This window comes from Streptomyces sp. NBC_00029, assembly GCF_045160505.1.
Classification (GTDB): domain Bacteria; phylum Actinomycetota; class Actinomycetes; order Streptomycetales; family Streptomycetaceae; genus Streptomyces.
Map to the genome: position 1 here is coordinate 3,155,375 of NZ_CP108292.1, position 13,611 is coordinate 3,168,985.

At 70.6% G+C, this 13,611-nt stretch carries 14 protein-coding genes; 4 read left to right on the forward strand and 10 right to left on the reverse strand.

Going from position 1 to position 13,611, the window contains the following annotated elements; genetic code table 11:
* Positions 1–48: 48 nt before the first annotated feature.
* The 3 genes from OG753_RS15060 (at position 49) to OG753_RS15070 (ending at position 2,319) form a co-directional block, all read left to right on the forward strand.
* Positions 49–1,293 (forward strand): hypothetical protein, encoded by a 1,245-nt coding sequence (locus OG753_RS15060; RefSeq protein WP_405788753.1) that lies wholly within the window; start codon positions 49–51, stop codon positions 1,291–1,293.
* Between the two features lie 228 nt (positions 1,294–1,521).
* Complete coding sequence (locus OG753_RS15065; protein WP_327266763.1) at positions 1,522–2,067, forward strand: DUF4383 domain-containing protein; 546 nt, start codon at positions 1,522–1,524, stop codon at positions 2,065–2,067.
* Between the two features lie 33 nt (positions 2,068–2,100).
* Positions 2,101–2,319, forward strand: a complete 219-nt coding sequence (locus tag OG753_RS15070; protein ID WP_405788754.1) for a zinc ribbon domain-containing protein — start codon at positions 2,101–2,103, stop codon at positions 2,317–2,319.
* Between the two features lie 77 nt (positions 2,320–2,396).
* Here OG753_RS15070 and OG753_RS15075 read toward each other — a convergent pair whose 3' ends face one another.
* From OG753_RS15075 to OG753_RS15090, 4 genes are read right to left on the reverse strand one after another with little or no spacing between them, the layout of a single operon-like run.
* On the reverse strand, positions 2,397–3,056 hold the full coding sequence (locus tag OG753_RS15075) for an O-methyltransferase (RefSeq protein ID WP_327262309.1): 660 nt from the start codon (positions 3,054–3,056) through the stop codon (positions 2,397–2,399).
* Positions 3,053–3,883, reverse strand: coding sequence for an HAD family hydrolase (locus OG753_RS15080; protein ID WP_327262310.1), 831 nt, complete (start codon positions 3,881–3,883; stop codon positions 3,053–3,055). Before OG753_RS15080 ends, OG753_RS15075 begins: the two co-directional genes overlap by 4 nt.
* On the reverse strand, positions 3,880–6,405 hold the full coding sequence (locus OG753_RS15085; protein WP_405788755.1) for a phosphoribosyltransferase: 2,526 nt from the start codon (positions 6,403–6,405) through the stop codon (positions 3,880–3,882). Before OG753_RS15085 ends, OG753_RS15080 begins: the two co-directional genes overlap by 4 nt.
* A gap of 52 nt (positions 6,406–6,457) precedes the next feature.
* Positions 6,458–7,624 (reverse strand): HpcH/HpaI aldolase/citrate lyase family protein, encoded by a 1,167-nt coding sequence (locus OG753_RS15090; protein WP_405788757.1) that lies wholly within the window; start codon positions 7,622–7,624, stop codon positions 6,458–6,460.
* 194 nt (positions 7,625–7,818) lie between these two features.
* Here OG753_RS15090 and OG753_RS15095 point away from each other — a divergent pair, with 194 nt between their 5' ends.
* Positions 7,819–8,577 carry a TerD family protein gene (locus OG753_RS15095; RefSeq protein ID WP_405788759.1) on the forward strand — a complete coding sequence of 253 codons (759 nt, stop codon included), beginning with the start codon at positions 7,819–7,821 and terminating at the stop codon, positions 8,575–8,577.
* Between the two features lie 117 nt (positions 8,578–8,694).
* Here OG753_RS15095 and OG753_RS15100 read toward each other — a convergent pair whose 3' ends face one another.
* The 6 genes from OG753_RS15100 to OG753_RS15125 form a co-directional block, all read right to left on the reverse strand.
* Positions 8,695–9,435, reverse strand: coding sequence for a Tellurium resistance (locus OG753_RS15100; RefSeq protein WP_327262314.1), 741 nt, complete (start codon positions 9,433–9,435; stop codon positions 8,695–8,697).
* A gap of 123 nt (positions 9,436–9,558) precedes the next feature.
* On the reverse strand, positions 9,559–10,671 hold the full coding sequence (locus tag OG753_RS15105; RefSeq protein WP_327266764.1) for a DUF475 domain-containing protein: 1,113 nt from the start codon (positions 10,669–10,671) through the stop codon (positions 9,559–9,561).
* A 33-nt stretch (positions 10,672–10,704) separates the two neighbouring features.
* A complete protein-coding gene (locus OG753_RS15110; RefSeq protein ID WP_327262315.1) occupies positions 10,705–11,280 on the reverse strand; it encodes a TerD family protein in 576 nt (191 codons plus the stop codon).
* A 271-nt stretch (positions 11,281–11,551) separates the two neighbouring features.
* Positions 11,552–12,127, reverse strand: a complete 576-nt coding sequence (locus tag OG753_RS15115) for a TerD family protein (protein ID WP_030009302.1) — start codon at positions 12,125–12,127, stop codon at positions 11,552–11,554.
* Between the two features lie 167 nt (positions 12,128–12,294).
* On the reverse strand, positions 12,295–12,753 hold the full coding sequence (locus OG753_RS15120) for a peroxiredoxin (RefSeq protein ID WP_327262316.1): 459 nt from the start codon (positions 12,751–12,753) through the stop codon (positions 12,295–12,297).
* 150 nt (positions 12,754–12,903) lie between these two features.
* On the reverse strand, positions 12,904–13,329 hold the full coding sequence (locus tag OG753_RS15125; RefSeq protein WP_327262317.1) for a DUF3052 domain-containing protein: 426 nt from the start codon (positions 13,327–13,329) through the stop codon (positions 12,904–12,906).
* Positions 13,330–13,611: the final 282 nt, after the last annotated feature.

Consider the following 13,611-nt stretch of genomic DNA (forward strand, 5'->3'; position numbering starts at 1 on the left):
GGGGGAGAATGGATCGGGGCATGGCGGACGCGGTACGGGAGAGGGATTGTGACGACGGCATCCCGGCGGTGGTTCGGCGGGCGGGACGAGAGTCGGCGGGCGGATGCGCAGGCGGCGAAGGATGCCGCCGCGGCCGCGTTCTACGAGCTGGATACGGCGCAGCGGGATCTGCGGATTTCGATCGAGACGATCGCCGCGGCGGACGGGTCGCCCGCCGCGCGGCAGGCGACCGAGGGGTTCGCCGCGCTCGGGCAGCGGATCGACCAGGTCAGTCATGTCTACATCGAGGCGGTCGACGCGCACGACCTGGACCGGGCGGAGTTGGAGGCCTCGGCCGCCACGCGCGCGCGGGAGCAGCTCACCCGGGCCCGCGATGAGCTGGTGCGGGTCCAGCGGGAGCTGGAGCGGTTCGCGCAGGGGCTGCAGCCGCTGCTGGACAAGGCCGAGACGCAGCTCGCGCGGGTGGCGCCGGCCCGGGAGCGGGCCAGGGCCGCGCTGCTCGGGGCCAGTGACGCGCTGGACGCCGTACGGGCCAAGGGGATGCGGGCCGATGATCTCGCGGCGCGGCTGGCGGCGCTCGGTCCGGAGCTGACCATGCTGAACCAGGGCGCGGCCCGGCACGGGGTGCAGGAGACCGTGCAGCGCGCCGACCGGATCCTGCGCGACGCGGAGGCCATACGGGCCGAGGCGGCGCGGCTGCCCGAGCGGGCGGCGGAGATCGACCGGCGGCTGGTGAGTCTGCGGACGCGGGCGCAGGCGTTGCGCAACCGGGCGGACCGGGTCGATCCGGTTCTCAGTGAGCTGCGGCGGCGGTTCAGCGCCGCGTGCTGGCAGGACCTGCAGCACGTGCCGGACCAGGCGGTACGGGACGTGGCGCGGGCCGAGGAGCAGCTGCGGGAGGCCGGCCGGGCCCGGGACGAGCAGCGCTGGGCCGATGTGGCGGCGCTGATCGAGGCGGTCCGCGGCTCGCTGGACGCGACCGACGAAGCGGTGTCGGCGGCACAGGACCGGCTGACGCGGCTGGAGGCGGTGGCGCGGGATCCGCAGGCGGAGGTGGACCGGACCCGTTTCGCGATCCGGGATGCGCAGCGGCTGGCGATGGCGGGGCGCAGTGTGCCGGATCCGCGGCATGCGCGGCCGCTGGACGATGCGGTGGCGCGGGTGAGCCGGGCGCTGGAGGGCCTGGAGGGCCGGCACCCCGATTACTGGGCGTTCCTCCATGAGATGGAGGACGTGCGGGCCGCCGTGAACCGCGTGGTGGGCGGGATCCGGGCGGAACTCGGGCAGGGGTAGCGCACGGGGCGGTCGCGGCGGATGCTGGGAGGTGCCGGGAACGGACCAGAGGAGGGCACCATGGCTGCCCACACGTCCCACAAGCCCCCCGTGACCCATGAGCCTTATGTGGCTCATGCGGCGTACGGGTGCACCGAGCCGCACGAGCACTACGCGCCCTACGTGGCCCACGAGCCCGATCCCGATGCCCCGCCCGAGCCACGCCTCGCCGACACGGTCTCGCGGCGCATGGAGCGCGCCCTGCATCCGGTCAACGCACGGCTCGACGATCATCTGCCGACCGACCACAAGCTCAGCAAGGTCTACCGGATCGGTGCGGGACTGACGGGTCTGCTGCTGGTGGTGTTCGGGATCCTGGGGCTGATCAACCGGATCGGCTTCTTCGACACCGGCGGGGACACGGTCCTCGCCCTGAGCACCAACGGGGCGCTGAGCGTCCTGTCCATCTGCATCGGCGCGCTGCTGTTCTACGGGATGGTGGTGGGCGGCACGTTCGCCTCGACCCTGAACATCGTGCTGGGCGTGCTGTTCATCGCGAGCGGCTTCGTGAATCTGGCGCTGCTGGACACGGGGCTGAACTTCCTGGCCTTCGAGATCCAGAACGTGCTGTTCAGTTTCGTCGTCGGCGTGATGCTGATGTGGTTCGGGATGTACGGGCGGGTGGGTAGCGCGCTGCCGCACGACAACCCGTACTGGCGGGCTCGCCACCCCGAGCAGGCGGCTCGGGAGGACCGGTCGTACCGGGCCGGCCCGCGGCGCACGAGCGGGACGTAGCGCACGGCGGCCGGGCGCGCTTAGCCTGTGCGCATGCCTCGATACGAATTCCGCTGCCGGACCTGCGACGACACCTTTGAGGTCAGCCGGCCCATGGCCGAGTCCTCCGCGCCCGCCGACTGCCCGGCGGGGCACTCCGACACCGTCAAGCTGCTGTCCGCCGTGTCCGTGGGCGGCGCGAGCAGCGCCCCCGCGCCCGCGATGGGCGGCGGGGGCGGAGGCGGCTGCTGCGGTGGCGGCGGCTGCGGCTGAGTCCACGACCGCAGCCGGACCCGCACCCGGAACGGGACCCGAGGCCGGGCCCGAGGCCGGACCCCGCGCCCGGACCGTCAGTTCTTGCGCGACAGGGTCAGGCCGTCCGAGATCGCCAGGAGGACGGAGTCCATCCGCGGGTCCGCCGACACGTGGTCGTTGAAGGCGCGGACGCCGGCCGCCGCGCCGGTGGCCGACTCGTCGAGGACCGTGCCGTGGTACAGCGTGTTGTCGGTGACGATCAGGCCACCGGGACGCAGCCGCGGCACGAGCTCCTCCCAGTAGGCGATCTGGCTCTGCTTGTCCGCGTCCACGTACGCCATGTCGATGTGCGGTTCCGCCGGCATCGCGCGCAGGGTTTCCAGCGCCGGTGCGATGCGCAGCTCGATGCGGTCCGCGACGCCCGCCTCCTCCCAGGCCTGCCGGCCGTACTGCGTCCACTCCTCGGAGACGTCGCAGGCGATGAGGCGGCCGTCCGCCGGCAGCGCCTGGGCCATCGACAGGGCCGAGAAGCCGGTGAAGGTGCCGACCTCGACGATGTGGCGGGCGCCGGTCAGCCGGACCAGGAAGGCCAGCAGGGGTCCCTGCTCCTCCGCCGACTGCATCCCGGCCACGTCCGGGAACTTGGCGTACGTCGTCGCCACCAGCCCCCGCTGGACCCGGTCCAGCGGGGGGTTGTGGTCGAGCATGTACCGGTACAGCTCGTCCGTGATCTTGGTGCTGTTGCCCTTGGTCATACGTCCAGTCTGCCGAGTCGGGCGGCTTCCCGGGCGAATGCGCGCACGATTTCCTCGCCCGCCAGGACGCCCGCCGTGGCCAGCGCGGTCACCGACGGCGCCGTCCAGGCCGCGTCGGCCAGTTCGCCGTGGCCCGGGCGCCAGCCCGCGTCGGCGGCCAGCAGCAGGTCCGCGTCCAGCAGGGAGTCGCCGGCCGCGAGGGTCGTGGTGGCTCCGGTACGGCGGGCGACCTCGTGCATCGCCGCGCTCTTGGTGAGCGGGCGCGGGACCGCGTAGATCTTCCGGCCCTGGAGGGAGACCGTCCAGCCGCGGGCCTCGGCCCACTCCGTCAGGGCCTTGAGCCATTCGTCCGGGACCAGGGCCCGCTCGACGACGAGGTACGCGAAGAGGTCCTCCGCCAGCCGCGCCTTGCGCAGCCAGGCCGGGTCGGCCACGGCCAGCAGGTGCTGGTGGACCTCCTCCAGGGGTGCGCACTCCTCGGCGAGGCGCGCCGCGACCTGCCGCCGCCAGTCCCGGTCGGGCACGCCGTCGACGAGCAGCTGCCCGCCGTTGGCGCAGATGGCGTAGGGGGCCGGGCGGCCGGGGAAGCGGATGCGCTGGTACTGCTTGCGGGTACGGGTGGTGGTGGGGACGAACACCACCGAAGGGTCGGCCGTCAGCTCCGCCAGCAGTCCCGCCGCCGTCTCCGTCATGTAGGACAGCGGCTTGCTCTCGTGGACCTCGACGCACAGCAGCCGCGGGGCCACCGGGTCGGGCATGGTCAGACCGAGGGCGGCCGCCGAGTAGATGAGCGTACGGTCGAGATCACTGGCTACGAGGACAGTCACTTCGAGGCCACAGCCTTTCCGTCGGCGCCCGTGGCGCCGCGCGTGTATCGGGGGTGGATGAGTCCTACGCACGTGTAGGGCAGTCCGTCGACCTCTTCCACCGGGACGCCGCGCTGCTCGGCGAGCAGCCGTACGTGGTCCAGATCGGCCCCGGCGCCACGCTGCGCCAGGATTTTCCACGGCACCCTGCGCAGCAGGACGCGGGTGGTCTCGCCGACGCCGGGCTTGACGAGGTTCACGTCGTGGATGCCGTACTCCTCACTGATCCGCTCGACCGCCGCCCAGCCCTCCCAGGTGGGTGTGCGGTCGGCCGCGAGGAGTTCCTTGACCTCCTCGGCGACCGCGTCGGCCACCCCGTCGAAGTGGGCGGCGACGGTGTCGACGAATGCGACGGAGACGTCGGCTCCGGCGAGCTCGCGGTAGAACTTCGCCCCGTGGAAGTCGGCGGGACCGACCAGGTCGGACCTCAGAACCGTACGCGATATGAGACCGGACACCGTGGAATTGAGACAGGCGGAGGGGATCAGGAAGTCCTCACGGGTGCCGTAGGTGGGCACGCAGGAGCCGGGGTCGGCGAGGACGACGATCTCCGGGTCGAAGCCCGGGAACTCGTCCAGGGCGACCTTGAGCTCGCGGGTGATGGCGCCCTTGCCGGTCCAGCCGTCGACGAAGACGACATCGGCCGGGTCGTGGTGGGCGGCCAGCCAGCGCAGGGCGTTGGCGTCGATGCCGCGGCCGCGCACGATGGAGACGGCGTAGTGCGGCAGGTCGAGGCCGTGGCGGGCGCGGGCCCAGCGGCGCATCAGGACGCCCACGGGGGTGCCGGCGCGGGCCAGGGAGACCAGGACCGGGGACGGGGAGCGCTCGGCGAGGACGGTCTCGGTGACCGTGCCGACGGCCCGGGCCACGCGGACGGCGGAGGCGGCGAGCGCGCTCGCGTACAGCTCCTGGTACTGGGGGGACGGCTGGTACTCGACGGGGAGGGACTCGGCGTAGTGGGCGCCACCGGCCTGTATCGCCTCCTCGCGCTCCTCCGTCGGTGCCTCCAGCTCGACGTCGGAGAAGTCCTGGAGCAGCCAGCCGACGTCCTCGGGGGCGTACGAGGAGAAGGCGGGGCCGCGCAACGGCTCGCGCGTGATCGGCTCGGTCGGCTCGGTCATGATCGGCTTCGGCTCCCGCCGGTCGGGTACGTAGGACGGGACGACGGCCAGGACGACGCGGCCGGTGTGCGGGGCGAGGGCCGCCAGCAGTCCCGTGTGCAGCTCGGGGGTGTCCCCGGCCGAGTCCACGACGGCGACGACGGCGTCGAAGCCGGCGCCGTCCGTGCCGCGGACGTTGTAGGCGTAGCGGTCGCCGGGGCCGTCGGCCGGGGCGTCGTGGGCCGGGAACACCAGCCGGGTGCGGATGGCGTAGCCGGGGTCGTCCACGGCGAGCACGGGCGAGCGCGTGGTGGTCGAGAAGCGGACCTCGCGGGCCGCCCCCGCCTCCTCAAGGGCCTTGGCGAGGCGCAGCGGCGCGTACATCAGCTCCTCGTTGCCGAGTACGAGGACCCGCCCGGGTTCGGTGCCGAGCGCGGCGGAGAGCCGGCCGGCCAGCGCGGGGAGAGCGGCCTCCAGTGCCGTGCGGTGGGCGGGGGTGAAGCCGTGGCGTCCGCCGTCGGGAACCCCCGCCGGCCAGTGCAGGTCGACGCGCGTGACCGGCTGCGGGCCGGCTGCCGGGGCTCCGCCCGGGCCGTCCGCCGGGGCTCCGCTGCCCGAAAGCGGGAGGGTCTGATGCGGCTCGGCCTGGGCCTCGTACTCCTCGACCAGCGCCCGGCCCCTGTCCAGGACACCGTCCGGGAGGGACACGGTGCCCGAGGCGAGGGCGATCAGGTCCACGCGCGCGCCCAGCTCGGCGGCGAAGGCGGTGAGCCGGTCACGGTCGGCGGCGGAGCGCATGTCGACGAGGGCGACGACCACGTAGTGCGGGCGCGGGTGGCGGGCGTGCAGGTCGCGGATGGTGTTCAGGACCGTGTTGCCGGTGGAGAACTCGTCGTCGACCAGGACCAGGGGGCCGCTGCCGGCGAGCAGTCGCGGGTCCTCGGGGAGCAGCAGGTGCGAGGTGGCGTGCGAATGCGCCTCCTCGAAGCCGCCGGCCGCCTCCACGCCCGGCACGGGCCGGCGGGTGGAGTGCAGGTAGGGGGCCGGGCCCAGGCCGTCGGCCACGCAGTGGCCGAGGCCGGTGGCGGTCTCGGCGTAGCCGAGGACCACCGCGGCCGCGGCGGCCTCCTCGCCGAGCAGCGCCCGTACGCGTTCACCGAGCCCGAAGCCCGCGGCGTACACGACCTCCGGGGACTGCGGGACGTGCTTGCCCAGCACCTGCGAGACCAGCAGGTGCGCCCGCTTGGGGTTGCGCCGCAGGGCCAGTCCGAGCAGCTCCGTCAGCCGCGGACTGCCACCGGAATCCTCCAGGCTCACGCCCAGCCGGTCCGCGACCCAGGTACCCGACCACACCGCTTCGATCGTCTTGCCTTTCCTCGTCATCGTCATTGTCCGCGCCCGGGCCCGCGTCCGCCTGCGCGTCCGTGGGGGCTGCTCACACCTGGAGCCCGGCCGTCAGGAGGTCGACGAAGCCGACCTCCTCCTTCGCCACACCGAAGACCTCGGCGCGCAGCATGGTGCGCTCGGCCCAGGCCCGGTGGGGCTTCACCTCGTTCATCTTGTTCGTGTAGGCGCTGCGCATCACTCCGCCGCCGCCGCGCTCGGGCCGCAGGATGTCCTGCGCGTCGCAGAACTCCTCGTGCGAGACCACCGACAGCGCGTGCACGGGCGTGACGTGGGCGGGGTGGATGCAGGTCTTGCCGAGCAGTCCGTTGGCCCGGTCCAGTTCGATCTCGCGCAGCAGTCCGTCCAGGTCGTGCTCGATCAGGGCGGTGCGCAGTTCCTCCACGCCCTCCTCCAGGAAGGGGCTGCGGCGCAGCTGGGGCTTGAAGAGGCGCTGCTGGCTGCGGAAGTACTCCCAGACGGGCCCGGTCACCGTGAAGCCGGTGCCGTCGGCGCGGCTGAGGACGTTGACGACGTCCGCGATGACGCCGGCCACGATCTGGACGTCGTACGCGGTCATGTCGGGCGTGCGCCGCAGGCCGTAGGCCGAGCAGAAGTCGGTCACGCCGAGCCGCAGCGCCAGGACCCGCTCGCGGTGGCTGTTGACCGTGCGGGAGATGCCGGCGAGGGCCAGGGCGCGGGTTTCGAGGTGGAGGAGGCCCGGGGTCTCCAGGACGGGCATGGCATACAGGCGGGGCAGGCCGCAGGCCGCCTCCGCCTCGGCGACGGCTTCGAGGAAGGCGATTCCCCGGTTCTCGTCGAACTTCGGGAGTACGAATCCGGACAGCCGCCGCACGGAGCCGCCCAGCCGGCGCACCAGGTCGGGAATCTGCTCGGGCGTGCGGACGCGGATGAAGAGCAGCGGGAGCTCCGCCGGGTCGGCGTCGAGCTCGGCGAAGTGCCGGACGAGGTTCTCCTCGGCCCCTGCGACATCGGCGTCGCTGATGGAATCCTCCAGGCAGAGGACCATGGAGACGACTCCGCGGGCCGCCTGCTTGCGGATGTCCGCGGCGAGCGTGGGGCGGGTGGCCGGGCTGTAGAGCGTGGCCCCCAGGGCCGCTGCGAGGACGCGGGAAGGCGAGGCGCCGGTGAATTCTGCCGGTTCCTGGTGGAAGAGATCCTTCCGGACAGTGGGCCTTATGTGCCCAAAGTGACGCATGTGCTTCCCCCGTACTGCCTCGGCGGCCCAACTGGCATGGCCGGTAATAGTACGTACGAACGTGAGTCAGGAGTTCCTCAAGCACATGAAGTTCAGGTAACCCTCTTGCACCATGCCCAGGTCTCGCGTTCGAGACAAGGCCCTACGGGGGGCCGCATTGTCGCTGTCCACCCCGGGAGGGCAGGATGACGTGCATGACGCACGCGATGCAGAAGGGCTCGAACATCCCGGTGGCCGCCGTGGCGGTCCGGGCGGTGCTGCGCTGGACCGGCGGCCCCGAGGTGCCGGACGTGGACGCCTCGGCGCTGCTCGTCGGCCCGGACGGCCGGGTGCGTTCGGACTCGGACTTCGTCTTCTACAACCAGCCGCGGCACCCCTCCGGAGCCGTATGGCGGCTCGGCAAGAAGCAGATCGGCGACGCGATCACCGACGCCGTCCAGGCGGACCTGCGCACGGTGACCCCGACGGTGGACCGGATCCTGGTGGTCGCCTCCGCCGAGGACGTCCCGTTCCGCCGGGTCCACGACCTGCGGATCCTTCTCTACGACGCCACCGCGACCGGCAGCTCCGAACCCCTGGCCTACTTCGACGTACGGCCCGAGACCGGCGCGGAGACGGCCCTGATCTGCGGGGAGCTGTACCGGCGGGGCGAGGGGTGGAAGTTCCGGGCGCTCGGCGAGGGCTACTCCGACGGGCTGGTGGGTCTGGCGACCGACCACGGGATCTCGGTCGACGAGAACGCCGCCGAGCCCGACGCGAACCCGGCCGCCGGGGTGGCGGCCGACGGCGCCTCCGAGCAGACGGCGATGATGGCCCCGCCCACGCAGGCCCCGCCGCCCATCCAGCCCGCGTACGGGTACCCGCAGCCGGTGTCCCCGGCCCCGGTGCCGGGGCCGGGCGGCGACCCGTCCTTCCGGCTGCCGGTGCAGGGCCCGCAGTTCATCCGCCACTGACCCCACTGACGCCGCTGACGTCACGGACATCCCTGATGTCCGTGGCCTCTCCGGCATCGCCGACACCGCCGGCGTCACCGAGGGCCCCGGGGACGCTGTCGCGTCCCGGGGCCCCGGTCAGCTCTTGGTGCTCTTGTAGCCCCGCCCCCACTGGAGCCCCCAGCCGTACAGCCGGTCGAGCTCGGCCTGGAACCCGTACACGAACTTCACCTCGCGCCGCACGACGAGCTCACCCTTGACCTTCTCCAGGGAGACGACCGCGCAGGAGCGGGCCTGTGGCTGCCGCTCGTCCAGCGGGATCTCGATCCTCGGCCCCGTGACGGGGTAGAGGGTCACCATGGCGTGTGTCCGGTCAAAGGCCGGGGTCTGGTCGTAGATGTAGACGAAGACCAGCAGCCGCTTGATCTCGTCGGCGTGGTCGAGGTTGACGTAGAGGGTCTCCCCCGACGCCGAGCCGAACCGGTCGTCCCCGCTGAGCTTGACGTACGGCGGGTCGTTGAGGTCGCCCAGCAGGTTCCCCAGCGGCTGCACGGCCCCGCGGGTACCGTCCGTCAGCTCGTAGAGGCAGCCCATGTCGAGGTCGACGTTGACCATGCCCTGGGTGTGTGCCTGGACCATGTCCGGCTTGAACAGCTTGAACGGATGCCGGAAGAGCTGGCCGCTCTGGCCGGAGCGGCCGCCGATGTCCGAGGTGCGCATGCGCCAGGACAGATTGACGCGCAGATTGCCGTGGACGGCCCCCTGTTTGGTGAGCGACACCGTCGAATGTCGTTTCGTCAGCTCGATCGCGTTCGACGAGGCATTGCCCGACTGGAACTGCACGGCCCGGCTGCCCAGAATGCCGTCGAAGAAGCCCATCCCCTACCCCCCTTGGTCCCCTGATCCCCTGATCGTTCCGAGCCTACGGAAGCGGGGCGGCCCGCCGGGTCCGTGAACCCGGTGGACCGCCCCGCAATGGAGCGTTCCGCATTACCGCCGCGGTCATGCCTCGGCGGTGGAACCCTCCAGTTCCATGCGCTTGTTGCGGCGCACCGAGGACCAGAAGGAGGCGGCGATCAGCACCACGCCGATGAGGCCGGTGATGATCTCGCTGATCTCGTGCTGGATGGTGACCAGCAGGATGACCGCGAGGGCACCGATCGCGTAGTGCGCACCGTGCTCCAGGTACACGTAGTCGTCCAGGGTTCCCTGGCGGACCAGGTAGACCGTGAGCGAACGGACGTACATGGCACCGATACCGAGGCCGAGCGCCATCCAGAAGATGTGGTTGGTGATGGCGAAGGCGCCGATGACCCCGTCGAAGGAGAACGAAGCGTCGAGGACCTCGAGGTAGAGGAAGAGGAAGAACGCGGCCTTGCCGGCCAGACCCACCGCGGAGACGGGCTTGCCCGCCGCCTTGGCCTTCTCCTCCTCCTCGTGCTCGCGCTCCTCTTCCTCCTCCAGCTTGTCCTCGAAGTACGAGGACAGGCCGCCGACGATGAGGTAGGTGATCAGGCCGGCGACGCCGGCGAGCAGCACGGTGGCGGACTTGTCCGCGTGGCCGGTGCTGGTGTGGGCGTTGACGGCGAAGGTCATCGCGGAGACCAGCAGCGCGATCAGGGCGATGCAGACCGACAGCATGTCGACCTTGCCGAGCTTGGCCAGCGGACGCTCAAGCCAGGCGAGCCACTTGTGGTCCCGCTCCTCGAAGATGAAGTCGAGGAAGATCATCAGCAGGAACATGCCACCGAAGGCCGCGATGGCCGGGTGGGCGTCGGTGACCAGGGCCTCGTACTGCTCGGGATGGTCGAGCGCCAGCTCGATGGCCTCGATGGGCCCGACCTTGGCGCTGATGGCGACGATCGCCACCGGGAAGACCAGCCGCATTCCGAAGACGGCGATCAGGATGCCGACGGTGAGGAAGATCTTCTGCCAGAAGGCATTCATCTTCTTCAGAATTCCTGCATTGACGACCGCGTTGTCGAAGGACAGCGAGATCTCGAGGACCGACAGGATCAGTACGACCCCGAACGCCTCCCACCCCCACTGCCACGCGGCAAAGGCGAGGCCGAGCGCCGTGATGGCGAACGACCAGCCGAAGGTTTTCAGAACCACTGGCACCTGGCACCCCATGCGTCTTGTACGGCTTTACGAAACGTTGACCCCGAAGTCTAGAGCGATGCCCCTGAGCCCCGACGCGTACCCCTGTCCCACTGCACGGAACTTCCACTCGCCGCCGTACCGGTAGACCTCACCGAAGATCATCGCGGTCTCGCTGGAAGCGTCCTCGGAGAGGTCGTAGCGGGCCAGTTCCTGGCCGTCGGCCTGGTTGACCACGCGGATGAAGGCATTGCTGACCTGGCCGAAGCTCTGCCGGCGGGCGTCCGCATCGTGGATCGAGACCGGGAAGACGATCTTGTCGACGGCCTCCGGCACCTTGGTGAGGTCGATGATGATCGACTCGTCATCGCCTTCACCCTCGCCGGTGAGGTTGTCCCCGGTGTGTTCGACGGAGCCGTCGGGGCTCTTCAAGTTGTTGTAGAAGACGAAGTACTCGTCGCCCAGCACCCGGCCGCTGTTGCACAGCAGCGCGCTGGCGTCGAGGTCGAAGTCGGCTCCCGTGGTCGAGCGCGCGTCCCATCCGAGACCGATCAGAACCCTGGTGAGGTTCGGTGCGGCCTTGGAGAGGGAGACATTGCCCCCCTTGGCGAGTGTGACGCCCATGTTGTGGTCCTCCCCGGACGACGGTGTGGCGGTGTGGCGGAGTGCCGTGGTGACGGGTGTGGCGGTGGTGCAGTGCTGCGGTGGTGCGGTGCTTCCGTAGTGCGGTGGTGCGGTGCTTCCGTCCTGCGGTGGTGCAGTGCCGCGGTCCTGCCGTGCTGCGGGCGTGACGCGCCTTGCGGTGCGCCGGCCGCGGTGGCGGTGCCCGCGGGTAAAGCCGGTCCGGCGCCGTACACACAGTGCACGGCGCCGGACGGACGAACTGCTCTCAGGCTCAGACGTTGACGCCGAAGTCCTGCGCGATGCCGCGCAGGCCCGAGGCGTAACCCTGGCCGATGGCGCGGAACTTCCACTCCGCACCGTTGCGGTACAGCTCGCCGAAGACCATCGCGGTCTCGGTCGAGGCGTCCTCGGAGAGGTCGTACCGGGCGAGCTCGGTGTTGTCGGCCTGGTTCACGACGCGGATGTACGCGTTGCGGACCTGGCCGAAGCTCTGCTGGCGGCTCTCGGCCTCGTAGATCGAGACCGGGAAGACGATCTTGGCAACGTCGGCCGGGACGCCGGCCAGGTTGACCTTGATCGCCTCGTCGTCGCCCTCGCCCTCACCGGTGGTGTTGTCACCGGTGTGCTCCACCGAGCCGTCGGGGCTCTTCAGGTTGTTGAAGAAGACGAAGTTCGCGTCGCTGGTGACCTTGCCCTGGTCGCTGGTCAGGATCGCGCTGGCGTCGAGGTCGAAGTCGACACCGGTGGTGGTGCGAGCATCCCAGCCCAGACCGACGATGACCGCCGTCAGGTTAGGCGCGGCCTTGGTCAGCGAGACGTTGCCGCCCTTGCTGAGGCTGACTCCCACGGGTCCTCCATTGGGTTCTGTGTGTGGGGCGGTGCCCCGTCGTGCAGGGGGCCCTCCCGGTCGTGACCGGGGGAGCTACCGGATCAACGTTTCGATCCTAGTGACGGGTTCCCGCCTGGAAAGCGGTTTTCGCAGGGAAACTGCGTGGACGGCCCGCGCGGGCACGCTCAGAGACTGTCGAGTGCCTTGATGTACTCGTTCAGGTCACGTGCGTCGGGCAGTCCGTTGACGACAGTCCAGCGCACGATGCCGTCCTTGTCGATGATGAAGGTGCCTCGGACCGCGCATCCCTTGTCCTCGTCGAAGACCCCGTACGCGCGGGAGGTCTCCCCGTGCGGCCAGAAGTCCGACACCAGCGGGTACTCCAGACCCTCCTGCTCGCCGAAGACCCGCAGGGTGGGCACCGAGTCGTTGGAGACGGCGAGGAGCTGCACGTCGTCGTTCTGGAAGCGCGGGAGCTGATCGCGCAGCTCGCACAGCTCGCCGGTGCAGACACCGGTGAAGGCGAACGGGTAGAAGAGCAGCACCACTGCCTTCTCGCCCCGGAAGTCGGAGAGCCGCACGGTCGCACCGTGGTTGTCCTTGAGCTCGAAGTCCGGAGCCTTGTCGCCGACCTGGATCGCCATCTCTCGCTTCCCTTCGTTCCTGCATCCCTGCGTTGGGCTGTTCGGGTGGGTCCAGCCTATGGGGACCGTGTCCCCGGAACGCACGCACCCCGCCGACCCGGATGGAATCCGGCCGGCGGGGTGCGTGTCCGCTTGGCTGCGGGGCGCGGCTCAGCGCTTGGACTTGGCCACCTTGGGCGTGGCCAGCTTGGTCGCCGTCCACTCCTTGCCGATGGGGAGACCCTTGGCCAGCGAGAGGCCCGCGGTCTCGGCCGCCTCGCTGATGTCGCTGGCCTCGACGAAGCCGGGCTTGCCGGTCTTCGGGGTGACCAGCAGGATCAGGGCGTCGTCCTCGACGAGCTCGGTGGCATCGACCAAGGTGTCCGTCAGATCGCCGTCGTCCTCCCGGAACCACAGCAGCACCGCGTCGGCGACGTCGTCGTAGTCCTCGTCGACGAACTCCTCGACGAACTGCTCGACGGCATCACGGAAATCCTGATCGACGTCGTCGTCGTAGCCGATCTCCTGGACCACCTGTTCGGACTGGAAACCCAGCCTGGCGGCCAGGTTCTCCGCGTGGTCCGCGGTCGCGCTCACGGGGTGCCTCCTGCTCATGTTCGGTGAATGTCTCTCGGCGGCGCGCGTACGCGCAGCATTGGGCGTAGTCCACACGGGCGCGGCGGATCGCGCAAGTACCCGGCCGCCGAGACCGTCGAAACGGTGACGATTGCGGCCGTCTCGCCGCAACTTTCAGCCTCCCCGTGTGCACCTCTCGTGATTCATCCCACACCATTCCAGCTCATTCGGCATCATCGTCGACGCTTGATGCCTTTCCTACCTGTTTGAGGGACGAACGGCCTTGCGAAGCGAGCGCCCGGC

What these genes read in the sequence shown, in the direction of transcription:
- OG753_RS15075 (WP_327262309.1), bottom strand. Translation starts at nt 3,056, where the DNA reads ATGACCAAGGGCAACAGCACCAAGATCACGGACGAGCTGTACCGGTAC.
- OG753_RS15095 (WP_405788759.1), top strand. Translation starts at nt 7,819, where the DNA reads ATGACGCACGCGATGCAGAAGGGCTCGAACATCCCGGTGGCCGCCGTG.
- OG753_RS15065 (WP_327266763.1), top strand. Translation starts at nt 1,522, where the DNA reads ATGGAGCGCGCCCTGCATCCGGTCAACGCACGGCTCGACGATCATCTG.
- OG753_RS15085 (WP_405788755.1), bottom strand. Translation starts at nt 6,405, where the DNA reads ATGACGAGGAAAGGCAAGACGATCGAAGCGGTGTGGTCGGGTACCTGG.
- OG753_RS15070 (WP_405788754.1), top strand. Translation starts at nt 2,101, where the DNA reads ATGCCTCGATACGAATTCCGCTGCCGGACCTGCGACGACACCTTTGAG.
- OG753_RS15110 (WP_327262315.1), bottom strand. Translation starts at nt 11,280, where the DNA reads ATGGGCGTCACACTCGCCAAGGGGGGCAATGTCTCCCTCTCCAAGGCC.
- OG753_RS15090 (WP_405788757.1), bottom strand. Translation starts at nt 7,624, where the DNA reads ATGCGTCACTTTGGGCACATAAGGCCCACTGTCCGGAAGGATCTCTTC.
- OG753_RS15120 (WP_327262316.1), bottom strand. Translation starts at nt 12,753, where the DNA reads ATGGCGATCCAGGTCGGCGACAAGGCTCCGGACTTCGAGCTCAAGGAC.
- OG753_RS15100 (WP_327262314.1), bottom strand. Translation starts at nt 9,435, where the DNA reads ATGGGCTTCTTCGACGGCATTCTGGGCAGCCGGGCCGTGCAGTTCCAG.